Source organism: Gordoniibacillus kamchatkensis, from assembly GCF_000829455.1.
In the GTDB taxonomy this organism is placed as follows: domain Bacteria; phylum Bacillota; class Bacilli; order Paenibacillales; family NBRC-103111; genus Gordoniibacillus; species Gordoniibacillus kamchatkensis.
In genome coordinates, this window is sequence record NZ_JXAK01000033.1 from 54,020 (window position 1) to 79,317 (window position 25,298).

Here is a 25,298-nt window from a genome sequence, read left to right on the forward strand (position 1 = left end):
TGGGTACTGGCTGAGAGAACAATCACTACTATGTAATACCTCTGCGCGCAGGTTGTCAAGGCAGGGCAGGCCTTGATATAAATCCGGGGACTGGAAGGAAACCGGCGTGCCGGCGGCGAACGGTAAATCTAGGAAAAAAGGAGTGACGGCCATCATGCAACCTGTAAAAGCCATCTTATTTGACCTGGACAACACGCTGCTCGACCGCGACGCAACGTTCCGCGCCTTCACGGCAAGCTTCGTCGCACACTACTTTCCGGAGCTCGACGAAGAAAGCAGCCGGAGCTTGATTGAGCGCATCGTTGCGCTGGACGAAGACGGATACCGCAGCAAGCCGGGGATGTTCCGGCAGCTGCTGGAAGAGCTGTCGTTCCCGCCGGACACGACGGCCGAGCAGCTGTACGCATTTTACGAGACGCATTATGTTGGCAACGCAACCGCGTTGGAGGGCGCGGAAGCGCTGCTGCAAGCTTGCCGCGCTGCGGGGCTGCGCATCGGCCTCGTTACGAACGGGCGGACCGCCATCCAGCTTGGCAAGCTGCAACGGCTCGGGTGGGAAAGCCGCTTCGATACGGTGCTCGTGTCCGAGGCCGCTGAGTGCAAGAAGCCGGAGCGGGCGATTTTCGACCGGGCGCTTCACGAATTGAACGCGGAGCCGGGGGAGGCGCTGTTCGTCGGCGACCATCCCGCGAACGATATCGGCGGGGCGCACGGCGCCGGCATTCGCGCCGTCTGGCTGCGGCGCAACCAGCCGTGGCAGGCGGACGTGCCGCAGCCGCTGCATGCCGCAAACAGCGTGGAGGAGCTGAGGCAATGGCTGACGGAGCAAGGCATACTGGCGGAGGCGCCCGACCATGACCGGGTGTACGCCGAACAGGCGGACAAGTACGAGCGGCTCATCGCCCGCGAGGACTATGAAGGCCGCATTCCGGAAGCGATCGCGGCCGTCGTCGATCTCGCCGGCAAAGACATGGCCGATCTCGGAGCCGGCACCGGCCGGCTCAGCGTCATCGCTGCGCCGAGCGTGCGCTCGCTCGTCGCGCTCGACCAGTCGGCCGCGATGCTGGCCGTGCTGGCCGAGCGGCTGCGTGCTGCCGGCTTTGGCCACTGGCGCACCGAGGTCGCCGATCACCGCAGCTTGCCGCTGGCGGACGCCTCCGTCGACGTCGCCATGGCCGGCTGGACGCAGTGCTATTTGGCCAGCATGAACCAACCGGACTGGCGCGGCAATTTGGAGCTGATGCAAAGCGAGCTTATGCGTATTGTGCGGCCGGGCGGCGCGATTTTGATTTTCGAGACGCTAGGTACCGGGAACGAGACGCCGCAGCCGCCGGATGTTCTGCAGCCGTATTACGAAGCTCTGGAGTCCGACTACGGTTACAGCCGCACCGAGCTGCGCACCGATTACCGGTTCCGCACGCCGGAAGAAGCGGCGGAGCTGACCTCGTTTTTCTTCGGCCCGTCGCTGGCGGCGCGCGTGCGCGAAAGCGGGAGTATCATCGTGCCGGAATGCACCGGGCTTTGGTGGAAGCGGGTGTAGCTGAGCAAATCGAGTAGGCCGGCACAGAGTCTGGCGGCGCAAGCCGCAACTTTTTACAGCGCAAAGGAGTGGAAAAATGGGTAAAGTGGCGAAAGGAAGGTACACGGCCGTCACGGAAGGGGATTTCGTCGTGTTCCTGATCGGCATGAGAGTAAACCGGATATGGGCCGTCCACAAATGGCTGCCGGTATTTATGGCGATGGGGCCGATGCTGCGCGAGCTGTACATGAACCGGAAGCTGGGCTTTCGCGGCATGGAAACGATGTTCGGCTGGCGCAGCATCCATTTGCTGCAGTACTGGGATTCGTACGAGCAGCTGGAAGCTTATGCGCGGGGCGGGCAGCATTTGACGGCTTGGCGCAATTTCAATCGGAAAATCGGCACGGACGGCACCGTCGGCATCTATCACGAAACGTACAAGGTGCGGGCCGGCGAGTACGAATGCGTCTACGGCAATATGCCCCGGGTCGGGCTGGGCAAGGTGGCGGAGCATGTGCCGGCAATCGGCCGTCTGGAAACGGCGCGGCGCCGCATGGGCGGCATGAACGAGCCTGCCGTCCCGACGCCGCCCAATCCCGAGCCGCCGTCACCGTGACGCGTCCGCCGCGAAGGAGTGCGCCGCAGCGGCAACATAGTAGGCGAGTCCGGTTTGCTGGCCTTCGAGCATGCGAAGATGGAAGTCGTCGCTAAGGAAAAAGCCCGTTTGCGCGGCAAAATCCGCAGCCGACACCGCATGTCCGCGCTCGTTCAAAAAATCGAGATGGCTGCTGATCAAACGCCTCACCTTATCGTCGTTATGCTTGATGCCCGCCCGCAAAGCGCCGGCCATTCCTTCCATAAAAGCAACGACTTCCGCGGCCTGCTCATTCATTTCCTGAACGTCAATCTGCACCCCTTCGAGAATGTCGACGCCATACGACTGTTTCAAATGCCGATTTTGCTCTTGAAGCGCATCCGTCCATTCCTCCTCGCTGGCGAAGCCTTTGAACATGTCCATGGGCGCCATCGGCTCTCCTTCCTTCAGGCTGGCGATCGATTTCCCGAGCGTTTGCATAATCGTGTCCAACCGCTCTATGCGGCGCTTCAGAAGCCGTTCTTGCCCGGACAAAATGGCCAGCCGCTCCGGTTCCTTCTCCAGCAGCCGCTTGATTTGCTCCAGCGGAAAATCGAGCTCGCGGTAAAACAAAATTTGCTGCAGGCGTTCCAGCTCCGCCTCGCCGTATAGGCGGTATCCGGCATCGCTGATCCGGCAAGGCTGGAGAAGGCCGATTTTGTGATAATGGTGCAGCGTCTTGACAGTGACGTTGGATAGTGCCGACACTTCCTTTACCGTGTAAAGCATAGTTCAGATCACGCCCTTTCGTATCCAGCATAAAGACTCCCCTTAGGTAAGAGTCAAGATGAAAATCAACCGTTGACTCTCCCCTTGCAGGAGGCCATAGGATAGGTTCCGAAACGAAAAGGAGGAATCTGTCCATGACTATGCAGACGCTGGCGTCCATGAAGCTGCTCGGCAACGCCTTCGTTCGCGCGATCCTGATTGCCAATCTGTTTTCGCAATTCGGAATTTGGATTCGCAATTTCGCCGTTCTTCTTTATGTGATGGAAACGACCGGCGGTAGCGCCGTGGCCGTCTCCATGATCTCGGTAGCGGAATATGCCCCGATCTTCGCCTTTTCATTCATCAGCGGCGTCTTTGCCGACCGTTGGCGGCCGAAAAGAACGGTCGTTTGGTGCGAAATGTTAAGCGCGGCATCGGTCTTCATCGTGTTCTCGTGCTGGCGACCGGGCGGTGGGAAGCGGTATTTTTCGCTGCTTTGTGTTCATCGGTTTGTTCGCAATTTGCTCAGCCTTCCGGAATGAAGCTGTTTAAAATGCACGTGCAGGGCGAGGATGCAGCTGCATGCATGTCCTTGCTGCAAACGCTGGTTTCCGTGTTTATGATTGTCGGGCCTATATTGGGCACTCTCGTTTACCGGCAGTTGGGGATCGGGCTTGCAATGATGTTTACCGGCTTGTCGTTTCTTGTTTCCGCGCTGGCGATGCTGTATGTCCCGCCCGACCGGGACGGCGCCGAGGCGCGTGTGGCGCGGCGGTCTTCGGTCTATCGCGATATGGCGGACGGCATTCGTTTTGTCATCAGCAGCAAGGAACTGCTGCGCCTGAACTTGTGCTTTATGCTGGTGGGGCTGGGAGTGGGGGCGATTGCTCCGCTTGGCGTTTTCGTTGTGACGGAACGTTTGGGACTGCCGGCGCAAGATGTGCAGCGGCTCGCCATCCCATACGGATTGGGCGAGCTTGTCGGCGGGATTGCGGCATTCGGCCTGGCCTCCAAAATATCGCCGCGGCTATTGTTAACGGCGGGGCTGCTGGTCGACGGCCTCGGCATTTTGCTCGTCGGATGGTCGCTCAATCTGTGGGTGACGATGGGGGCGCAATTTCTAATAGCACTGCTTCAGCCGGCTATTTTTATCGGGAACAACGCTTTAGTCATGCAGCACACCGACCAGGACTATATCGGCAGGGTGACCGGCATCCGCACCCCGCTCATGACGGGCTCGATGCTCCTCACGATGAGTATGGCAGGCGCGTTGAAAGCGGCGATTTCCCTTACCGGCGTATATGCCGTGGCGGGAGCGTGCTTTGTCGCTGGATTGCTGGCCATTATCCAGATTCGGCAAACGGGTGCGAGGCCATAACGGAACAGCGTTCCGCTAAGCGGGGTATTTCCCGATATTGCCCAAAATTAGCGGAAGAGCGTTCCGTTATTTGCCCGCACCACCGTACAAATCGGTGACTTGCCGAGGTTTTCTCGCCAGATAACGGAACGGGGATCCGTTATTTTATCACAATTGTTCCCAACCTCTCGAATAGCGGAACACCGTTCCGTTATGGTTCCGCCCAACCTCGCATCAAAAATGCAGCCCATCCCCAGCAGTCTGGGAGATGGGCTGCATTTTTGCGCAAGCGCCGCCACGGGCTATTTCTGCACGGCCGCGTGCCCGGCGCCGCGCGTTCCGGCTCCCGCCGGCATCCTCGCCGCTTCCGCCGTTTTCCCCGGCGTCGTGCCGCCGGGCTTCGGCGCGGCCTGCTGCGACCCCGGCGCGTACGGGTCGACGCCGTTCAGGACGCTTTTGACGTACGCCTGCAGCTTCGTTTTGTCCGCCGCCAGCACTTCTGCGCCGCGCACCGTCTTTTCCTGCACAAGCTCGTTCGGCGGCAGCTGCTTGCTGGCCATGCCCTGCGCTTTCACCTCGTACCCGAGCGAGCCGAGCTTGAGCATCGTCGTTACGCTCAGGTTCGTTTCGATGTACGGGTCGATGCCGCTCAAAATTTTCGGCAGCTTGATGAGCGACGAAGTCGTCTGCATTTTCTCGGCGACGGCTTGCAGAAACTTGCGCTGCCGCTCGGTGCGCGTGAAGTCGCTCGTCGCGTCGTGCCGGAAGCGAACGTACTGCAGAGCCGTTTTGCCGTTGAGATGCTGGTACCCTTTTTTCAAATTGATATCGTACTTGTGATCGTCCTCGGAGTCGCTGTACTTCATGTCCTTCTCCACGTCCAGATCGATGCCGCCGATGGCGTCGACAAGCGCGATGAAGCCTTCGAAATCGGTGTAGACGTAATATTGAATCGGGATCCGAGCAGATCGCTTACCGTCTTCATGGCCAAGTTCGGGCCGCCGTAAGTAATGGCTGTGTTGATCCGGTCTTCGCCTTGGCCGGGAATTTTGACGTAGGTGTCGCGCAAAATCGAAAACAGCTGGCCCTGCTTCGTTACCGGATCGATAGAAGCGACCATGATGCTGTCGGAGCGGGGCAGTTCGCCTTTTTTCGTGCCGCGCGAATCGCCGCCGAGCAGCAAAATATTGACGCGCTCGCTCCCTTCCCATTTGGGGGGAGCCTCTGCTGCGCTTGGCTTGACGCCGCTGTCGCTCTTCACCTTGACCGTATTCCAGACGCTATTCGGTTCGGCCGACCGGCTCGAAATATGATTCGCGATTGATAGAAGGAGTATCCGTAATAAGCGATGATACCGACGACAAGAAGGCTTGCTGCGAGCAGCAGCCTTTTGATTATACGCATGGGCCCAGGTCCTTTCGCTCGCTGATATTCGTGGCCGCACCGATTTCCGTTCCGAAACGTTGTGCGGTATGATAAGGAACAGGCGATCCCGTCAAAAGACTAGCATGACTAGCCCCCTGTGGCGCGGGGAATGGGAAGGGAAGCACATGTTGAAATTGAAATAGCAATCGATAAGAAATAGTGATATTAACATTGTGTTAAGATAAAATCCGCTGCCCCCTTTCTTCCCAAAAAACTTCAGCTAGAAATCTTGAGGCAGCAATACGAATGGATCAGATCCGCTAGAAAGAAATTGTGTACGTGTTTGAAGAGATTCCGCTTCAAGTAGTGCATCTATGGCATCAAACGGTTCCCGATTTCGGAAACCTCCTGCCGATGAGTGTCCGGGCGGACTCTTTTCCTGAATATTGTCTACCTAAGATTGCCGCGGGGCCTGTTCTTTTATTCAAGACGACGCATCATGACAAAATGTTACAAGGAAAGCGGGGTACAGTCAATTTGAACGGAAGCACAAACAGCGCGATCGAGGTCCGGGACTTGCGCAAGGAATTCATGGTGCAGCAAAACAGAGCCGGACTGAAAGGCGCTTTCCGCGATTTGTTCAGGCGCGAATACAAACAAGTCGCCGCCGTGAAAGATATCAGCTTTACGATTCCGCGCGGCGAAATATGCGGTTACATCGGCGAGAACGGGGCCGGCAAATCGACTACGATCAAAATGCTGACGGGCATCCTCGTGCCGACGTCCGGCACCGTCAAAGTAAACGGCTACGTCCCGTACAAAGAACGGGAGGCGTTCGTGCGCGGCATCGGCGTCGTTTTCGGGCAGCGGAGCCAGCTGTGGTGGGACATCGGCGTGATCGAGTCGTTCCGGCTGCTGGGCAAAGTGTACCGCGTACCGGAAACGGAGTTCGCGCAGCGGCTGGACGAGCTCACCGAAAGGCTGCAGCTCGGCGAGCTGCTGTCGCGCCCGGTGCGCAAGCTAAGCCTCGGGCAGCGGATGCGGTGCGAGCTGGCGGCATCGCTCTTGCACAATCCGTCCATCCTGTTTTTGGACGAGCCGACGATCGGTCTCGATATCGTCGTCAAGACGGAGATCCGGGAGTTTTTGAAGGAGCTCAACCGGCGGTACGAGACGACGATTTTGCTCACGACGCACGATCTGCAAGACATCGAGGCGCTCTGCTCGCGCGTCATTATGCTCGACGACGGGCGCATCATTTACGACGGCGGCCTTGACGAGCTGAAGGCCAAATGGGGCAAAGGCAAAGAGGTGCAGCTCCAGTTCGAAGACCGGGTAGCGCCCGAGCGCCTGATCGAATTAACGGAAGGGCTCGAAGTCGCTTGGCGGATCGAGAACGAGCAGTCGGCGCAGGTGTGGATCCCCCAGGACAAGGTCAATGTCTCGGAAGTGCTGGCCCGGCTTGTCGGCGTCCTCACTATTAAGGATATTAAGATTGTCGAAACAAATACCGACGATATCGTGCGCGAAATTTACAAATCCGGCTCGGCGGCCAGGCCGGAGGAGCAGGATAACGGCGCCGCGGAGGCGGTGTCCAGTCATGCTTAGCGCTTATCTCGAGCTGATCCGGATCCGTTTCCTGACGATGCTCGCGTATCGGGTGAACTACTACAGCGGCATTTTGATTTATGCGCTTAATATCTGGTCGAGCTACTTCATTTGGAAGGCGACGTATGCTTACAGCGGCAGCGGGGCGATCGGGGGATTGACGTTCGAGCAAATTACGACGTACACCGTGGTCGGGTGGATGGCGCGGGCGTTTTATTTCAACAACCTCGACCGCGACATCGCCTCCGAAATCCGCGACGGCAGCGTGGCGGTTCAGTTCATCCGGCCTTACAGCTACGTCGTCGTCAAAATGATGCAGGGGCTCGGCGAAGGGCTGTTCCGACTGCTATTGTTCACGACGCCGGGCATGGTCATCGTCTCGCTGCTGTTCCCGGTCCGGTTGCCTGCCGACGCGCGGCTGTGGGCCGTTTTCCTCGTCATGCTGCTGTTTGCGTTCCTGATCAATTCGCAGATCAACATCATTACCGGCCTGTTCTCCGGACTCATTTTGCCGATTTCGTTTTTCCCCGGCTGGGCGGCCGGGCTGCTGAAGGTGCTGCCGTTCCAGGCGATTACGTATTTGCCGAGCTCCGTATTTACCGGCAAGCTGGCCGGCGCGGCCGTATGGCAGGCGCTCGGCGTGCAGGCGCTTTGGTTCGCGCTGCTGCTGGTCCCGATGACGTGGCTGTGGCGCCGCGCCCGAACGCGGCTGTTCGTGCAGGGAGGGTGAGAAAGCGATGTTTTATGCGGAGTTAGTCGTTACCTATCTGAAAAATTATATGAAAACACGGCTCACCTACCGTTCCGATTTCTGGATCGAAGTCGCCACCGATCTGCTCTTTAACGTCCTTAATTTGTTCGTGATCCTCGTCCTATTCCGGCATACGCCTCTTATCGGCAATTGGAACGAGCAGCAGATGCTGTTCATTTACGGGTATTTCATGGTGCCTTACGGCATTTTCGGCACGTTTTTCAACTTGTGGGGGTTCACCGAGCGGTACATCGTCAAAGGCGAGATGGATCGGGTGCTGACGCGGCCGGCGCACAATTTGATGCAGCTCATGCTGGAAAATCTCGATCCGGCATCGCTGTTCAGCTCGCTGGCGGGTTTTGTCATCATGGCGTTGTCGTGGCCGCAGCTTGGCGTGACGCTCAGCTGGTACGACCCGTTCGTGTTCGTCCTGCTGGCGGCCGGTTCGGTGCTCGTTTACGCCGGCGTCTACGTGTCGCTGACGGCGATCGGCTTTTTCTCCGACGCGCCGACCGGCATTTTGCCGCTCGTCTGGAACTTTCAAAACTACGGGCGCTATCCGGTCACGATTTACAACCGCACGCTCAAGCTGCTGCTGTCGGTCGTGCTGCCGTTCGGCTTCGTCGGCTTTTACCCGGCGGCCTATTTCCTCGACCGGGCGCACTGGCTGTGGGTGGCGCTGCTGACTCCTGTCGTCGGCGTCGCGTTCTTTGCTCTAAGCATGCAAATTTGGAAGATGGGGGTGCTTCGTTACCGGGGCGCCGGGTCCTGATTACGCGAGGGCGGGAAATTAAGCTCATTTTAAGGGAACATTTATCCAGCATTTATTCTGGCTTCAAAATTACTTCATAATCGCCACCTATACTCGGAGTTGTAACAGACAATACGAGATAGAGGTGGAGAGAACCATGAAACAACGCAAATTGAACATGATCACCGGTACGCTGGCTACGGCATTCATCCTTGGCGGCAGCTTTGCAGGGACGGTACATAAAGCTTACGCCGACGATTCCGGGGCGAGTTCAAATTCGGCCCCGGCTGCAACGACCAATGCGGCAGCTGTGCAAGACACGATTGCGGGCGTACCGGTTCCGGTCTTTGCCAAGCTGCACGGTGTGGACCTGAGGCTCGGCAAAGCGGCTTTGAGTACTGCGGAAATTCTGAATAAAGATTTGGAGGACGTGTACGCCGATATGACGTGGGGCTCATCGCTCTCCCAGATCGGTACAAACGGAGCTTCGGATTATATGTCGCAGCTCCTGCGGCTGACGCAGGATAACATCGATGCGGCCGTCTCGGCTGGCAACATTACGGCTGCGCAAGGCACGCAGCTGAGCAGCTATGCTTCGCGAGTGCTGAATCAGGAAATTAACGACGCCAAATACCGCGACTACGACAACTCGAGCGTCGATCCGGTTGCATACGCTTTGCTGAGCAACGATACGGACCGTGCGGATGTCGCGCAGCTGCTGGGCATGTCTCAGAACGATCTGTTCGATGCGCTGGCAGGCGGGCAATCCCTGGGCATCATCGCGGAAGGCAAAGGCGTTGCCGACGACCAGTTGGCCGCCAAGCTGCAAGGAGGACTGGCGCAGGATCTCAAGCCGATCGTGTGGAGCGACGTGGCGGACACAGCGGCTGCAGCGGCGCCTGCTGCGACAAGCGGCGATGCTGGCGCCGCAGCCCCGGCGGCATCCACAACGCCTGCAGCAAGCGGCACGGACGGTTCTGCAACCCCGTCAGCTCCTGCGGCGACCGGCGGCGCTGACGGTTCCAGCAGCTCCGGCAACAGCTCCGGCGGATCTGACGCCGCTCAATAATCATCTGGCAGTGCGGGCTTATGCGCATGAGGCTGTCCCCAAAGTAGGCAAATCTACTTGAGGCGACAGCCTCTTTTGCGTGAAAAACAAGGACAAAAGACGTCCGGATAATGCTTATCCTTGTGAGGCCTTGGATCTTCCTCGATAATGCTCCCCGGAGTCATCCATGATGATTTTTGAGAAGACCTCTAGATGTTTTTGAAACATTTTGCCGCACTCCGTGGTAAATACGAAATATTTCCATTGTGGTACAGTAAATTTGTAAGCGCTTATCGACACCTTAATAAGAGAAGCCTTGCACAAAAGGGAAGGGAACGATGAGGAGGAGGCAGAGCAATGAAAGCAATCATGGTTATGTTTGATACGCTGAACCGTCATATGCTTCCGCCCTATGGAGGCGACTGGTTGCATGCTCCAAATTTCAGCAGATTGGCGAAGCAAGCTGTCACCTTCGATCGGTGTTTTGTCGGAAGTATGCCCTGCATGCCGGCAAGAAGGGAATTGCAAACAGGACGGTACAATTTTTTGCACCGCAGTTGAGGCCCCTTGGAGCCATTCGATGAATCGATGCCGCGAATATTACGAAATCGAGGGATTTATACCCATCTAGTTACCGACCACCAACATTATTGGGAGGAGGGTGGCTGTACCTACCATACCCGTTACAATACGTTTGAGCTAGTCCGGGGACAGGAAGGCGACGCTTGGAAGGGGGAGGTAAAGAACCCCGTTATTCCGGAGAGGCATCGAAAAAACGGCCTTGGTTTCTTTGCGCGTCAAGATTGGGTTAATCGGCAATACATTCAAGATGAACAAGATTTTCCCCAAGTCCAGACATTTACGAAAGGGATCGAATTTATTCAAAACAATCATCGGGAAGACAACTGGTTTTTGCAAATTGAAACCTTTGATCCACATGAGCCGTTTTATACTCCCCAAAAATATAAGGACTTATATCCGCATAGTTATAACGGCAAGCTTGAGGACTGGCCCGTTTATGGCAAAGTCGAAGAAACGCCGGAACAAGTTCATCATGTAAGGATGGAGTATGCAGCCCTGCTCAGCATGTGCGACGAATATCTCGGCAAAATACTGAATACGATGGATTCCCTTGATCTATGGAAGGATACTATGCTGATCGTTAATACCGATCACGGCTTCCTATTAGGCGAACACGGCTGGTGGGGAAAGTGCGTTCAGCCGTTCTACAACGAAGTTGCGCATATTCCGCTCTTTATTTGGGATCCGCGGATTGGGATTCAGGGGGAGCGGCGCAACAGTCTCGTGCAAACGATTGATTTGGCTCCGACTTTATTGGATTTTTTCGGTGTGGACATTCCCGGTAATATGCAAGGAAAACCATTAAAAGAGGTTGTCGCGGCTGATAGAGCGGTGCGTGAAGGAGCTTTGTTCGGAATCCATGGCGGTCATGTTAATTATACGGACGGCCGTTATGTATACATGAGAGCGCCAGTCTCGCCCGAAAACAAACCTCTGTATAATTATACAATGATGCCCACGCACATACATGACTTCTTCAGCCTTGAGGAGTTACAGGGTGTTGAATTGGCGGATCCCTTCACCTTCACCAAGGGAGTCAGGATTATGAAGGTACCGGCTTCCGCAAAGCATGCCGCGCATCCTTTCGGGAATCTGCTTTTTGATTTAGAGGACGATCCGAGGCAGCAAAATCCCCTTGATCATCATGCTCTAGAGGTCGATTTGATAGGGAAAATGATCAGCTTAATGAAAGATAATGACGCACCTCCCGAGCAATTTGAACGCCTGGGTCTTATGGAATACGGTCTCTGAACTCGGAAAAAGGCTTAGGACATAGGCCATTCAAGCGCGTCAAACCCTCTCCCTTTTTTATTGGGAGAGGGTTTTGTTACATCTGTGTTTTTGAAACATTTTGCCGCACTCCGTGGTAAATACGAAATATTTCCATTGTGGTACAGTAAATTTGTAAGCGCTTATAAACCCAAAAAAAGAAGAAAGGCCGGTGATTATGCGTACTATAGCGATAACGCCTCGCAAGCGGAGGCTCATTGCCTTTTATTTGTTTATAAGCCCTTGGCTGATCGGTTACCTCATCTTCACGCTCGGGCCGATCTTAGCCTCCGGCTGGCTGAGCTTGACCGACTTTGACGGTGTCAGCACCCCCCGTTACATTGGGGCGGACAACTACAAGGAGATTGTCCATACCGATCTGTTCTGGAAGTCGCTGTGGGTAACGATCTACTACACGTTAGGGCATGTTCCCCTTAGCGTGGTAGGGGCCCTTTGTCTAGCCGTGCTGCTAAACCAGAAGATTCCCGGGCTATCGCTGTGGAGAACGATCTTTTACTTGCCTGTAGTTACTTCGGGGGTCGCTGTCGCGTTGCTTTGGTCGTGGATTTTCCAGCCCAGTTACGGACTGATCAATATCTTTTTGTTTGAAGTATTCGGAATTCAAGGGCCAGGGTGGTTTTTCGCCGAGAATTGGGCCGTACCTGCATTTATCATCATGAGCCTGTGGGGTGTCGGCGGCCCGATGCTCATCTATTTGGCGGGTCTGCAAGGCATTCCGACGGCGCTTTATGAGTCGGCGGAAATGGATGGGGCGAATGCCTTCAGGCGCTTTTGGCACATTACGCTGCCAATGATTACTCCGGTTCTTTTCTTCAATACGGTCATGTCGCTGATCGCCTCGTTCCAAGTGTTTACACCGGCTTTCGTCATCACTAAGGGCGGGCCCAACTACGCTTCCTACTTTTATGTTCTGTATTTGTACCAGAACGCCTTTGAAAATTTCCGCATGGGGTACGCCTCCGCTTTGGCTTGGATCTTGTTTGTTCTCATTTTGCTGGTCACCATCGTCATGTTCCGTTGGCAGCGCAAATGGGTTCATTACGAATCGGTGAGGTGAGGCAGCAGGTATGGAGACATTTTCGACAAATTTGCACAAGAGGTCGATTCCGATCGGCAGGTTGTCCAGCAAGAAGCTGCAAAATACAGTGCTTCGAACGCTCTGCACGGCAGTTGTTGCGGTAGGGGCACTATTTGTACTGGCGCCGATCGTATGGATGCTGTCCACCTCCTTGAAAAATGAAGGCTCGGTTTTGCTGATGCCGCCGCAAGGGATTCCTCATCCTCTGCAATGGAGGAACTACGCAGATGCACTCGATTTTATGGATGGAGGACTCGTATTCGGCAATACCTTGTTCATTGTCGTGCTTTCGATTATTGGCCAACTGATTGCAAGCACGCTCGCCGGATTCGGCTTCGCCCGGATTCAGGTGCCGGGCAGAGAGGTATTATTCATTCTCGTACTGACGGGATTCATGCTTCCTGTGCAGGTAACGCTGATCCCGCAGTTCGTTCTGTTCAGCCGTCTGGGCTGGATAGATACGTATTATCCGCTCATTGTGCCGGAATTTATGGGGGCTCCGTTCTTCATCTTCCTGGCACGGCAGTTTTTTCTGACGCTGCCCGCAGAGATGGATGAGGCGGCGCGCATGGACGGCTGCGGATACTTCGGCATCTACTGGCGGATCATCCTGCCGATGTCTAAGCCGCTCCTCGGCATTATCGCGATTCAAACGTTCATGCATGCTTGGAACGATTTTCTCCGTCCGCTGATCTTTCTGCATACTTCCACCAAATATACGGTGGCACTAACGCTGCAAAATTTTACGGCCGATTACGGAATGACGCCGTGGCATCTGCTAATGGCGGCTACGCTAATGGCGCTGTTGCCTTGTATCGCTCTGTTCTTCTTGGCGCAAAGATTCTTTATCCAAGGTATCGTCATATCGGGGGTCAAAGGGTAAAACCATTACAAAATGAGGAGAGGGTGCGCGAATGCGCAAATCAATGTGGGTAGCGGCAACGTTATCGGCGGCAATGCTGGCGGTGGCCGCATGCTCGAGCGGAGGCGCGGGCACAAGCTCAAAAGCGGACACAAGCAAGAACGCGGGCCCAAACACGTCCAGCGCCGGAGACAGCGCCAAAAATTCCGTGAAACCGGGCGAAAAGGTCGAGATCAAATGGCTGATGCGCAGCAATCCGTTCGAGAACAAATGGGAAAAGGAAGTCGTCATCCCGAAATTCGAGAAAGAGCATCCGAATATCAAGGTCAACCTGATCGTCGTTCCTTCGAACGAGGTCGATCCGAAGCTGTCCACGATGGTGGCGGCCGGCGACCCGCCTGACGTTTTCTCGATGTGGGGGGATTCGGGCTTTAACGAATATTATAACAAGGGGCTTTTGCTGGAGTTAACGCCATATGTTAAGAAAGATCTCCATATTGACGATTTTGTCCCGGGCATGTTCGACATCTATGCCGTTGACGGCAAATATTTTTCCGTACCGCAGGTTTCCAACTTCGGTCAGGTCATGGTTTACAACAAAGACTTGTTCAAGGCCGCGGGGCTGCCCGATCTGCCGACTTCCTGGTCCGATACGTCCTGGACGTGGGACAAGATGGTGGAGTACGCCAAGAAGCTGACGAAAAACTACGGGCAGGGAGCTAATGCGCAGTATGGCATCGTTCCGGATACCGAAGCGCATCACTTGGCCTATCTGTGGGGGACCGATCCTTACTTGCCGGATCAGTACAAGACAGGGTTTGCGCCAAACAGCAACTTGGACGATCCCGGCGTGATCGCCGCACTGCAGGCGGCTGCCGATTTGACCTACAAGGACAAGGTCGCACCGACACCTGCCGAGACCAAAACGTTACAGCAGATGGGAGACATCTTCGCCACCGGCAAGATCGGCATGGCTTTCAAGCTGCCTTCGCAGGCATACGGCAACCTCAAAAATGTTCCGTTCAAGTGGGGGCTTGCGCCGCTGCCGAGGGTCAAAGACAATAAAACAGCACTGTACAACGGAGCCTGGTTTATTGCCAAGAAGAGCAAGCATCCTGACGAAGCTTGGGAGCTCATCAAATATTTGTTGACTCCGGAAAATGCCAAAGATATGAGCGAAATCACCGGCTTCCTAGTGCCGCTGAAAAGCGCGACGGAATCTTGGCTCGACTTGTTCCCGGAAAAAACGGGGATGACGAAGGACCAGCTGCGCGAAGTGATTCTCAATTATCCTAAAAATTCCGTGGAAAATGCGAATCACTTGTTTGCCAATTACCGCGAAATGTCAACCACTTTGACGCAGGGGCTCGATGCATTATGGACCGGCAAGTCTTCTGCAGAGGATGCGATTAAGGCCGTCAAACCGAAAGTGGATGCGGTTCTGAAGCGGACGTTTGACAGCAAAAGCAAGCAATAGAGGAGGATGCTGCTATGAGCGTTCAGCACTTCTACGATGATTTCTCGGCTTATTATCATTTGATCTACGATAATTGGGATGCTTCCATGCGCCGTCAAGGCAAACATCTTGATGCGGTGATACGAAGCGTGCTCCCGCAAGGCGAGCTGGAGGTGTTGGACGCGGCTTGCGGCATTGGCACCCAAAGCATGGGGCTGGCGCTCAGCGGCGGCTCTTACCGGATCACGGGCTGTGACCTGTCGCCGGCCTCCGTAAGCAGAGCCAGGAGCGAGGCCGCCTCGAGGGGGCTGGATATCGCTTTTAGCCCGGCGGATATGCTGAAGCTCCATGATAGCGTCGGGCAGCGCCAATTCGATGTAGTGCTTGCCTGCGACAATGCGGTTCCGCATCTGCTGAACGATCAGCTGATCGGCGAGGCGTTCGGTCAATTTTATAAGTGTACGAAGGAGGGGGGATTATGCCTGATCAGTGTCCGCGATTACGCGGATACCCCCGCTTCGGGTACCCAGGTTCATCCGTACGGCGTCAGGGAGCTGGACGGCAAACGCGTTATTCTCCTGCAACTGTGGGAATTCAGCGGATCGACATATCAAATTAACATGTATTTGTTAGAGGACGATGGTTCCGGTCCCGTACTCGCTCGCGTCTTTCGGACATCGTATTATGCGGTTGGCACCGAACGATTGGCAGAGCTGATGACAGACGCCGGCTTTCGGGAAGTGCGCCGCTTGGACGGAGCATTTTTTCAACCGATCCTGATCGGAATCAAGTAGAGGAGTTGCTGCCTGTGTCTACAGCTTCAAGCAAGACTTCCAAAAAGCCGAATGTCATTTGGATCTTCGGCGACCAGCACCGCGGGCAAGCGCTAGGCTGCAGCGGCGATCCGAATGTTCACACTCCCAACATCGACAACATGGCGGCTTCCGGCGTTCATTTTGCCAATGCGGTATCGGGTATACCGCTCTGCTGCCCTTATCGGGGATCGTTGCTTACGGGCCGATATCCTCATCTGGTCGTTCCCGGGCACGAGCATCGACTGCCGCCGGAGCAGCCTACGATCGCCCATGTGCTGAATGATGCCGGCTACCATACCGCCTATTTCGGCAAATGGCACCTGGATGGGCATCATGAGCGGGAGGGGAGAGCGGCCCATCATACCGTGCCGCCCAACCGGCGCGGCGGATTTCAACACTGGATCGGCTACGAGAACAATAATAGCCAGTGGGACTGCTGGGTACACGGCGGAGAGGGAGAGGAAGCGTTCCATTACCGGCTTCCCGGCTACGAGACGGATGAGCTTACGAATCTGCTCATAGCTTATTTGGATGAACAAAGCAAACGGAAGGACGAAGGCAACGATCGTCCTTTCTTCGCGGTATTGTCCGTTCAGCCGCCCCACGATCCGTATCTCGCGCCCGAACGCTTCCGTCAGAACCATAACGCGGCTGGGGTACAGCTCAGGCCGAACGTGCCCAACGTGCCGCGCGTGCAAGAGCAGGCCCGCAAGGAGCTCGCCGGCTATTACGCCATGATCGAGAATTGGGATTGGAACATTGGCCGCATCCTGGATGCACTCCAAGGCTGCGGCTTGGCGGATGACACCCACGTCATTTTCTTTAGCGATCATGGCGATATGCACGGCTCTCACGGGCAATTCCGGAAAACGTGTCCGTGGGAGGAAGCCATTCGGGTACCGATGATTATCAGCGGGGAGAAGTCGTTCTACGGGCGTAGAACAGGCAAATCGAACGTACTTTTCAATCACGTCGATGTCGCCCCGACGACACTCGGTCTGTGCGGAATCGACAAACCGGATTGGATGCAGGGCACCGACCTGTCGTCCCAGCGTCTGCCTGGCCGTCCGGCCGTCTCATTGCCGGATTCCGCTTATTTGCAATTAGTTGTGCCTACAGGACACGGCAACAGCGTCGACCGGGCATGGCGGGGTATCGTTACGGACGACGGCTGGAAGTATGTTTGCATGGAGAACACGCCGTGGCTCATGTTCAACTTGAAAGAGGATCCTTACGAGCAAGTCAATCTGGCCCATAATACGGTGTTTGCCGGAGAGCGCAAAAGATTGAACGACCGGCTGCGGCAGTGGGTAGCGGATACCGGCGACCGTTTTGATCTGCCCGAACTGTGAAATGTCATGTATGATGATCTTGTGACCGCATTCATCCGGGGGGTGTGGGGAATATGTTGCAGATGGAGATGGGAAATCGCAGTTCGTTGGATCAACTGCATATCAATATTCGTTGGATGAAGGAATGGAAGCGGAACAGCATCTCTCATTTGCAGGGCGGGCTCATGCAGTACACCACATTTTGGCTGGTGCTGTCCGGAAGCGCAGTGATGCAGTTCGACAAGACGATATGCGAGGTGAAGGAGAACGATATTATCGCTCTTCCTTCGCAATCCTACCATCGCTGGATATCGCTCGGCGACAAGAAACCGTTCCATTATCTTTCTCTTGCCTGCGAAGCCCGGGTCGGAACATTCGATATGCTGCGCCTGTATCAGTTCCCCCGGCAGACCAATCTCGGGAATGCCGAGGCGTTTGGCAAGCTGACAGAGCTGTGGTACGACATGTCCGGCGAATTTTATGATCTGCTCAGCCACTTTCCGCGGGAAGAACTGAAGACGTCCGACGACGTCGGGGCGGCCGGCGAGTTTCCTGTACTTCTGTTCGATACGACGCAAACGATTCAGTACTTCAAAATTCGTTCGTGCGGTTATCAATGGATCCATCTGTTGTTCGGAACTTTGAGCGGGCAACTGCCGAACCAGCCTAATCTGTACGATACCCGCGTATACGAAGTATGCGATTACATCAACGAACATCTGCATGAGCGCCCTTCGCTTGATAAGCTTGCGGAGCTTGTTTCCCTCAGTAAGGAGCATTTGCGCTTCCTGTTCCAGAAGGAGATCGGGCAGGCGCCAATGAAGTATATGGCTGCCGTACGCATGCAGCGGGCACGGGAGCTGCTTCTTCTCGGCTCCGCTCCGATGAAGGAAATCGCCGAACGGCTCGGCTATGACGACCAGCACCATTTCAGCAGGGCGTTTCACCAAGCGGAAGGCCTGTCGCCCAAAGAATACCGAAGAAGATACAAAGGCAGTCTGGAGCATCCCGTGGAGCGCAGAAGGGAAGCTTTGATGGAAAATGCGCTCTAAAGTTTGTGCGACAAGATGAGATGCCGATATGCATTGCTTTTTGCGGGAATTGAAACAGCGACAGATCAATGATCAACTATCGGATGCAATTCACCTGTCTGGCGAGGGGACGGGGGAATTGCTTCTTTTCCTTTTCGATCATGTTTGAGCCACGACTGTATCGACCGCCGGCGTATCGGAAAGCGCGGAAGCGCGGATTTGATTTCGCTGCGCGTTTGTATCATGATAATGGCGTGAGGAGGTTGCTTTATGACGCTAACTATTGGTCAAGCCGTGCCCGATTTCACGCTCCCGGCGTCAAACGGAAGGAACGTCTCGCTGTGCGAATTCCGCGGCAAAAAGCTCGTCATTTTCTTCTATCCCGCCGATCTGACGCCGAGCTGCACGAACGAGGCATGCGATTTTCGCGATTATACCGCGCAGTTCCGCAAGCTGGACGCCGAGGTGATCGGCATCAGTATATCTACCAATTAATGTGCAAAAATAATACTGTGCATAAATAGACAAGAGAGCCCCTATTACTGAGGCTCTCTTTAATTTTTTTTCATTTTCGACAGTGTTCAAAATTAAAAGGATTGCTTGTTGTCAAAAAATAGATATATTGATAATATTGGATACATAGTATTGTGCATTAATAGGGGGATTCACTTTGTCGAAACAAACGAAACTATTAAAAATAAAAGATGATCGTTTGCGGTTTCAGATGAAAAGCGTAAAGGTGAAATTATATCTAAAGCCTAGAGATAGCCAATATTTTATCCGGCAACATGCAGTTATAGTCCTCATTAACGACACAAACAATAGACAGGTTGTACATCCAATTACTCAATTCCTTTTCGAAAACTGGAAGTACAGAGAATATAATACTCAGAAGATTCACGCCAACAACCTGATTCAGTTTTTAAACTGGCTATTGATAAATCAAAGACAACTTAGAGTTTCTAGTTTAAGTGATATTCAATTTAAACATGCCACTGCTTTTTTAAACCTACTGACCCGTGAAGGTAAATCCAGAACAACTGTGATGAGTATTCAGCGCACCCTCACTCAGTTCTACTACTACCTTTCCAAGAAGGGTCTTCTTGCTAAAATCACGGATCAGCTATTTCAAAAAAAGTCCATTCCGCAACTGCCAAATAAGAAATATGTTGCTTCTCCTTTCAAGGGCGTCATACTACCTTCTAATGGGGATAGCAATATAGCTCATATGATACCGGAGAAATATATTCTACCGTTTATCGAAACAGTAGTACGGGTAGCAAATCCAATTGCTTTAGGGGTGTACATACAGTTTTTTGGCGGACTTAGGCAAGGAGAGTTGGTCAATCTTCGAAGAACGGATGTTACGTCAATTGGAGCTTTTGGAGAGGATGGCTTAATTCTAAAATTGAGAAAAAACGTTTTAAGGCCTGATCTGATCGATAGTTCAGGGGCTGCAGGGGTAAAGAAGGAAAGAACCCAATTGGTTTTCCCGGTCAATGATTGGCTTCAAATCCTATATAAGAATCATTTGAATACTTATAAAGCAACAGATGGAAGTGATGCCTTATTTGTAAATCGGGATGGCCGCGCGATGTCGGGAAGAGGATATAGATATTATTTTGAAAAGGCAAAGGAAGCGTTCCTGGGTTTACTGAAACATTCAGATGATCCTAAAGATAAAATAGCGGCTTTGAAACTCAGAGGGTATAAATGGTCAACTCATATTGGGAGAGGGATATTTACAAATCTATTAGCTGAAGAGGCCCAAAACCCTTATGATATTGCATTGCCCCGCGGGGATTCTAGTTTAAGTTCTTCAATTGTGTATCAGGGAAATACCTTGCGGATGAAAGAAAACCTTGAAGCAAGGATGAATGACCTCTACAAAGATTACTTGCCAAAATTACTGGGAGTGAGGAATCAATGAGTTCTGATTTTGCTTCCGAGAAACTAATCAGTGTCCAAGAAGCAGCAAAGAAATTCGGCATTGCTGACTGGGCAATTCGAGTCTTAATACGGAATGGCAAAATTCCAAGTGCTAAACGGACAAAAATAGGCCTTGTATTTCCTGAGGAAGAACTTGTCCGCATACGTCTTGAGGAAGAGCAAAATAAAGCAGCGCTAGTCGGTTACCGGAGTATGGATGAAGCCTGCAAGGAACTGAATCTAAGTCTTGATCAAGTAAGCCATCTTATCAGAAAAGGACATTTTTCAGATGTTAAGAAGTTAAAAAGTAAGTGGTATATCTCAGACGAGAGTTTTGCAAAGTTTAAAGCAGACAAGCTGAGAGCTGAAAAATTACTAAATACTCAAGAAGTTGCTAAGCGGTTACGGGTATCAAGAAGTCAAGTACAGCAACTTATCTCCGATGGGAAAATTGTTCCGGAATTAAAATTCCTCTGGAACTGGATGATTTCGGAGGATGAGCTTAAAAGGTATGAAGATTCTATCTTGGATAGAACCAAGTATTTAACGCTAGAGGAAGTAGGGAATGAACTTTCAAAGTCAGTCGACCAAATAAGGGTGATGATAAGAAACGGAACTTTCGACTATGTCGAGTATAAAAGGAAATATTACGTATCATTGGAATCGCTTAATGACTATAAAAGCTTACTTGAAGCTAAAACTTTCCCTGAGCGATTTGAATACTACTTTAACAAATTTCAAATTCCTACTCGTTTGAAGCAAACATTGGACCTGTATCGTGATTTTGCACTCCTCAAATTAAATGCACATAAACAATCCGAAGAAAGAATGAAAGCGATATTGCGCAAATATTTGAAGGTCGCGGAAATAATAATTCGGTTGTTCCCCCGGGAGATACAGAAAATCACTGATAAGGAAATGGAATTATTGTTAAAGGACGATATTTTTCTTCCCTCGGATTTAAATGTGTTGGTTACCTTTATATCATATTGTCAGGCAAATACAGAATGCAGAGTGAAAAAAACATATACATTAGTAAAGAAAAAAAACAGATGAACAAGAAATTTATTCACCCGCAGAGTTTTACTCTTACTATCTTTTTGTTAAAAACTATAAAGATCATTATAAAAAAGCGTTAGAAAAACGAAAATATAGTGTGACATGGGTATATATTCTAATGCACTTTATCGATGCCTGGAGACATTCGGATATACTTACTAAACTCCCGATGGTCCCAATTGAGATCGTGGGTATCACAGACTTCAATAATTTTAGGTTACTTTCGGATGAGGATGCTCAGGTATTGGTAAATGAGGTTTTTTCGAGGCTAGAAAGGATGAAGATATCTAAAACGGGGGCTCTAGGACATTTTTTAGTTCATGGCGATATGGTTGCTCCGACAGCAATTGCGTTAACGATCGCCGAATTGCATAAACGAGAAGCAAAGGATGATTGGTTACTAAGATTGTATGATAGATCGCATAATATAAAAGTAGATAAATCTGTTCACTTGGAACCATTTTTCGGAGTGCGCGAAGATCTAATGTCATTCCAGAGTCGTAAAATGAACCGGAGCCTGTTAACTTATTTTTACTATAGTGTTGTGGAAGGTAAGAGACACGCGGATATTGCGTATGAGTTATCTCAAAGAATGAGAGGGCATAAAGACCTAGATTCAACCTCGACGTATATAGTTTCCACTAATAAAGACGGCAGTATTGACCGCGTTAGTCTAAATCTGGCCAATAGAGGACATTTCGGGTGGCTTTATAATTTGATTGTTCAGCACTATTTTGATTCAGCAAGTAAACAAAGCTTGGAGGAACGAACGGCCTACATTATGGCGTTTAGGGAAGAATTTACTCCACAGCAACTCGAATTAGTTTCGCGGTTTCTCAAAGAAAGTGAAAAGGCACGTGAGTCCCTTGCACTGCGAGTTGCAAAGATGACTACAGAAGAAATTACACAATTTTTAAATAAAATCTCAAAGGGTGAGCTGCCTTCGAAAATGAAAAATGCGCAATGCTTTGTTTATCCCGAATGCTCTTACCCAACAGCAAACTCTTGTCTACATTGTGAGAACATCATTCCAAGATCATACTTGCTAATATCCATCAATCAGGAGCTAAATAGATTAATCGATTCAATTTGTGCGACCACATTGGAAGCGATTGCGTTTAGAGATTATAAAATACTGACGATGGTATTGGATTTACTAAAGCAAGCAGAAAAGCAATTTGGGCGTAATTTTATTCAATCATTTATCAATTTAGAAGAATTAAAAAATGGTCTACTGGCTGTTCATGCCATAGTTTCCAAGGTGGGAGCATTAGAAAATGTCTCAACGGGACCCATTCAATAGTAGAAAAATATTAAAGCGACTTACCGACTCTTTCGCCCTTCAAGCAACTGAACAAGTAGTATATCATTCAGGGTTGGTGCTAGAATATCAAGACTTTTTTGATCAATTGGTGTATAAGGGAACAATTAAAGGAGTATTTAAAGATAATATATGGACCCTAATAATTGATAATCAAGGTCATGAAGCTAGCTATAACTTCAATGTGGAGATTTATGGAGAAATTAATAAAGCGCTAAAATGTTACGTTCTACTTAAGCTGTCAAATGGCCTTAAACCCGTATCAACGCAGACTTCGTTAAATTACCTTCAAGAGGCTATCCATAAGACAAGCGGGTTCATGCAAGGCAAGAGCGAAGTTTTAGCCGAACATATGGATTCATTAGGTTATCGCAAGCGGGCAAAGATGGCTTACGCAATCTTGGAGTTTCTACAATTTTACCCGATAGATCAGGAAGAAGACTATGTGGATATTGCTGCGCAATTCGCCATCAATAAAAGTCGAGTGAGAGATTTGCCGCGCACCCACGATGTTTTTATTTTTGATCAAATGCTACTTGAGTATTTTGAGACATGCAATGAAAAAGAACGGTTAAAATACTCTATGCTATTAATATGGTGGAAACTTACTAAGATCATTCCAATGCGACCCATTGAATTTTATAAGCTTTCTTGGGATTGCAACAAACAGGTAGAACAAACTTATTGGATAACCCTTCCCAGAGAAAAACAACAGGCTCGTCATAATGATGAGGTTGAAGTAACCAATACCCTTCAAATCAATAAGGAGTTATTTGAATTAATATCTGAGTACAAGAGACTTACGCAACCGTACATTGTTAATAACCCCTTGAACAGGCTATTATCTTATGACGTGTACCGGTTGTTCTTTGATAATGGCAACGGGATGGTCAAAAAATCTTTGGCCATAGATAGTTCAATCTTTCACAATGTGCTTAAAACCTTCTACCTAGAAGTGATTGAGGGAAAGTACGGCTATCTTGTGGAGGATAGAATAACCGCCGGAGACACGAGACATTTTGCATTCTGTAACATGATGTTGCAAGGTTTCAATATGCTAAGTATTGCAAGAATCGGGGGACATAAAAATCTCCGAGTACAGATGCACTATCATGCTCATTTAGAACATTTTGCTGAATCAGCAGTGTATATATTGGCGCGAGGATATCGAACTAGACGAAAAATGTTTTCGATGAATACATTTGCTACAAAAGCCGAAATAAAGAGCAAAATTTACTCGCTGGACGATTATAAACAATTATATGAAGTTGAACACGGATATTGCACGGATCACCCGTTAAACTGCAAGGTGGGAGATTGCAGGTTTTGTGAGCATTATTACTTTCATCCTACAAACAAGGTAGAGGGTTTGAAATGGTTGAGGGATTGCTCCGATGCTCTTAAATCTAGGATAAATGAACAGATTGAATTTATGATCTCTATAAGCAAAAACATGGATTATAGCTTGAAGACGCTTGATTTTCCTTATCACCAACAGGAAAAATTGGCATCCGACGCAAATGAATTAAAGAGATTTATGGATCAAAAGGCGATGGTTGATGCAATATTACTGGGGGAATACGAGAATGACATCGATTAGAGGGCGGCCAGCTAAATATACTGACGATGACTTAAAACAGCTGCTGGTTGAAGTGGCCTCAAAAAGGCCGGGAATGAAAATAAACCCAAGCATGCTGGAGAAAGAAACTGGCGTAAAAAGACACGTCTGGTTACGCAGAATGGGGACAGTGATAGATGAACTAAACAAACCAGCGGTTCTCTCGACTAACGACGATACCAGGCTCCCAAATCCAAATGTTACCGAGTTAGTTGAAACATACTGGAATAATAAATCCGGGTTGATTAAAGCCCTGGCCCATTATAACGAGACGTTGGATCAGCTATATGAACAAGCAAAGTTATATACGGAAATACTCGAGCAAAAAAATGATTTACAAGCACAACTTGAATTGAAAGAAAAGGAGAATAAGAAACTTCAAGCCGAAGTGAACTATTACAAAAATCTATATTTTGAAACAGCCGTAAAGAGTACGTATAACATTTTTCAGGAAGAGGAAGGATTATCTAATGTGGTATCGATAAATAAAAACAAGGATAAGGCCTTGAGTCTTGATTTGGTATCAAGGTATTCAGAATTATTTGAGGGCGGAAATGAGGAGACATCTGAATAAATGAACATAACAACTGGTGAGTTAGCACCCCAATTTCAATTTGTAACAGGCAACGGCGATATAATGCGTCTAAGCGATTTTCAAGGAAAGTATGTTGTTTTGTATTTCTATCCCAGAGACCTTACTCCTTCATGTACGGCACAAGCATGTGATTTCCGGGATCACTTTGAGGAGTTCACCCTTTTAAACGTTGTTATTATTGGGATTAGTACTGACCCTATGAAGACACACGGAAAATTTATCAAGAAGTACAATTTGCCCTTTTTACTGGTGTCGGACGAAGACCATGCGATTTCTGAGCTTTACGGGGCGTGGAAACTGAAAAGCATGTACGGTAAAACTTATATGGGAATCGAGCGTTCGAGCTTCTTGATAAATCCGAAAGGCATACTGATCCATGAATGGCGTAAAGTAAAAGTTCCCGGGCATATATCGAATATCTTGAAGTACCTCAAAGATGTCATCGCGTGAAGATGAAAGCCATCTAAAAAATGAACCCCAACCCCGGGGTTCATTTTTAGTGCGCCACGCATGGCGATTAACTAGGCGGTGAAAGTCCGCTGTGGGGGCTTGTAGTGGCCAACCACTAGCCAAGAGCAAGGGTGTCCATC

General features: G+C 50.9%; 21 protein-coding genes and 3 pseudogenes. 22 read left to right on the top strand and 2 right to left on the bottom strand.

Annotated features, from left to right (window positions below):
* Window positions 1–154: 154 nt before the first annotated feature.
* Together SD70_RS35015 and SD70_RS18665 are read left to right on the top strand one after the other, a co-directional pair.
* Window positions 155–1,540, top strand: a complete 1,386-nt coding sequence (locus SD70_RS35015; protein WP_082053481.1) for an HAD-IA family hydrolase — start codon at window positions 155–157, stop codon at window positions 1,538–1,540.
* Between the two features lie 76 nt (window positions 1,541–1,616).
* Window positions 1,617–2,135, top strand: a complete 519-nt coding sequence (locus SD70_RS18665; RefSeq protein ID WP_041049034.1) for a DUF4188 domain-containing protein — start codon at window positions 1,617–1,619, stop codon at window positions 2,133–2,135.
* On the opposite strand, the gene SD70_RS18670 is transcribed toward SD70_RS18665, so the two are convergent.
* A complete protein-coding gene (locus tag SD70_RS18670) occupies window positions 2,127–2,882 on the bottom strand; it encodes a MerR family transcriptional regulator (RefSeq protein WP_041049035.1) in 756 nt (251 codons plus the stop codon). The two genes, SD70_RS18665 and SD70_RS18670, sit on opposite strands and share 9 nt — an antisense overlap.
* Before the next feature lie 134 nt (window positions 2,883–3,016).
* On the opposite strand from SD70_RS18670, the gene SD70_RS38290 reads away from it, so the two are divergent.
* Both SD70_RS38290 and SD70_RS18675 read left to right on the top strand, forming a co-directional pair.
* Window positions 3,017–3,403, top strand: coding sequence for an MFS transporter (locus SD70_RS38290; protein WP_231571296.1), 387 nt, complete (start codon window positions 3,017–3,019; stop codon window positions 3,401–3,403).
* Entirely contained in the window at window positions 3,316–4,239 is a 924-nt protein-coding gene (locus tag SD70_RS18675; protein ID WP_231571299.1) for an MFS transporter, read from the top strand. Before SD70_RS38290 ends, SD70_RS18675 begins: the two co-directional genes overlap by 88 nt.
* A gap of 281 nt (window positions 4,240–4,520) precedes the next feature.
* Here SD70_RS18675 and SD70_RS18680 read toward each other — a convergent pair.
* A pseudogene (locus SD70_RS18680) lies at window positions 4,521–5,622 on the bottom strand (LCP family protein).
* Between the two features lie 552 nt (window positions 5,623–6,174).
* Here SD70_RS18680 and SD70_RS18685 point away from each other — a divergent pair.
* The 18 genes and pseudogenes from SD70_RS18685 (at window position 6,175) to bcp (ending at window position 25,158) form a co-directional block, all read left to right on the top strand.
* Window positions 6,175–7,191, top strand: a complete 1,017-nt coding sequence (locus SD70_RS18685; RefSeq protein WP_231571301.1) for an ABC transporter ATP-binding protein — start codon at window positions 6,175–6,177, stop codon at window positions 7,189–7,191.
* Window positions 7,184–7,921, top strand: coding sequence for an ABC transporter permease (locus SD70_RS18690; RefSeq protein ID WP_041049036.1), 738 nt, complete (start codon window positions 7,184–7,186; stop codon window positions 7,919–7,921). The genes SD70_RS18685 and SD70_RS18690 overlap by 8 nt, the downstream gene beginning before the upstream one ends.
* A gap of 7 nt (window positions 7,922–7,928) precedes the next feature.
* A complete protein-coding gene (locus SD70_RS18695; RefSeq protein WP_041049037.1) occupies window positions 7,929–8,714 on the top strand; it encodes an ABC transporter permease in 786 nt (261 codons plus the stop codon).
* 136 nt (window positions 8,715–8,850) lie between these two features.
* A complete protein-coding gene (locus tag SD70_RS18700) occupies window positions 8,851–9,762 on the top strand; it encodes a hypothetical protein (RefSeq protein WP_041049038.1) in 912 nt (303 codons plus the stop codon).
* A gap of 354 nt (window positions 9,763–10,116) precedes the next feature.
* Window positions 10,117–11,574: pseudogene (locus SD70_RS18705) on the top strand (sulfatase).
* Window positions 11,575–11,770: 196 nt separating this feature from the next.
* Window positions 11,771–12,670, top strand: a complete 900-nt coding sequence (locus tag SD70_RS18710; RefSeq protein ID WP_041049058.1) for a carbohydrate ABC transporter permease — start codon at window positions 11,771–11,773, stop codon at window positions 12,668–12,670.
* Between the two features lie 10 nt (window positions 12,671–12,680).
* The gene (locus SD70_RS18715; protein WP_041049039.1) at window positions 12,681–13,574 is read left to right on the top strand and encodes a carbohydrate ABC transporter permease; all 894 of its coding nucleotides are present in this window, start codon (window positions 12,681–12,683) and stop codon (window positions 13,572–13,574) included.
* A gap of 31 nt (window positions 13,575–13,605) precedes the next feature.
* The gene (locus SD70_RS18720; protein ID WP_041049040.1) at window positions 13,606–15,030 is read left to right on the top strand and encodes an ABC transporter substrate-binding protein; all 1,425 of its coding nucleotides are present in this window, start codon (window positions 13,606–13,608) and stop codon (window positions 15,028–15,030) included.
* Window positions 15,031–15,044: 14 nt separating this feature from the next.
* Window positions 15,045–15,803, top strand: a complete 759-nt coding sequence (locus tag SD70_RS18725) for a class I SAM-dependent DNA methyltransferase (protein WP_041049041.1) — start codon at window positions 15,045–15,047, stop codon at window positions 15,801–15,803.
* 14 nt (window positions 15,804–15,817) lie between these two features.
* The gene (locus tag SD70_RS18730; RefSeq protein ID WP_041049042.1) at window positions 15,818–17,176 is read left to right on the top strand and encodes a sulfatase family protein; all 1,359 of its coding nucleotides are present in this window, start codon (window positions 15,818–15,820) and stop codon (window positions 17,174–17,176) included.
* Window positions 17,177–17,262: 86 nt separating this feature from the next.
* Window positions 17,263–18,207 carry an AraC family transcriptional regulator gene (locus tag SD70_RS33600; protein WP_197081077.1) on the top strand — a complete coding sequence of 315 codons (945 nt, stop codon included), beginning with the start codon at window positions 17,263–17,265 and terminating at the stop codon, window positions 18,205–18,207.
* Window positions 18,208–18,456: 249 nt separating this feature from the next.
* Window positions 18,457–18,666, top strand: a pseudogene (locus SD70_RS18740) (peroxiredoxin); the annotation flags it as partial.
* 190 nt (window positions 18,667–18,856) lie between these two features.
* Entirely contained in the window at window positions 18,857–20,116 is a 1,260-nt protein-coding gene (locus SD70_RS18745) for a tyrosine-type recombinase/integrase (RefSeq protein WP_231571297.1), read from the top strand.
* Entirely contained in the window at window positions 20,113–21,171 is a 1,059-nt protein-coding gene (locus tag SD70_RS18750) for a helix-turn-helix domain-containing protein (RefSeq protein WP_041049044.1), read from the top strand. The genes SD70_RS18745 and SD70_RS18750 overlap by 4 nt, the downstream gene beginning before the upstream one ends.
* A 280-nt stretch (window positions 21,172–21,451) precedes the next feature.
* Window positions 21,452–22,477: a hypothetical protein gene (locus SD70_RS18755; RefSeq protein ID WP_156158094.1), complete on the top strand. Its 1,026-nt coding sequence runs from the start codon at window positions 21,452–21,454 to the stop codon at window positions 22,475–22,477.
* A complete protein-coding gene (locus tag SD70_RS37045; protein WP_041049046.1) occupies window positions 22,452–24,095 on the top strand; it encodes a hypothetical protein in 1,644 nt (547 codons plus the stop codon). Before SD70_RS18755 ends, SD70_RS37045 begins: the two co-directional genes overlap by 26 nt.
* On the top strand, window positions 24,082–24,687 hold the full coding sequence (locus tag SD70_RS18765) for a hypothetical protein (RefSeq protein ID WP_041049047.1): 606 nt from the start codon (window positions 24,082–24,084) through the stop codon (window positions 24,685–24,687). Before SD70_RS37045 ends, SD70_RS18765 begins: the two co-directional genes overlap by 14 nt.
* Complete coding sequence (gene bcp / locus SD70_RS18770) at window positions 24,688–25,158, top strand: thioredoxin-dependent thiol peroxidase (RefSeq protein ID WP_041049048.1); 471 nt, start codon at window positions 24,688–24,690, stop codon at window positions 25,156–25,158.
* Window positions 25,159–25,298 lie beyond the last annotated feature (140 nt).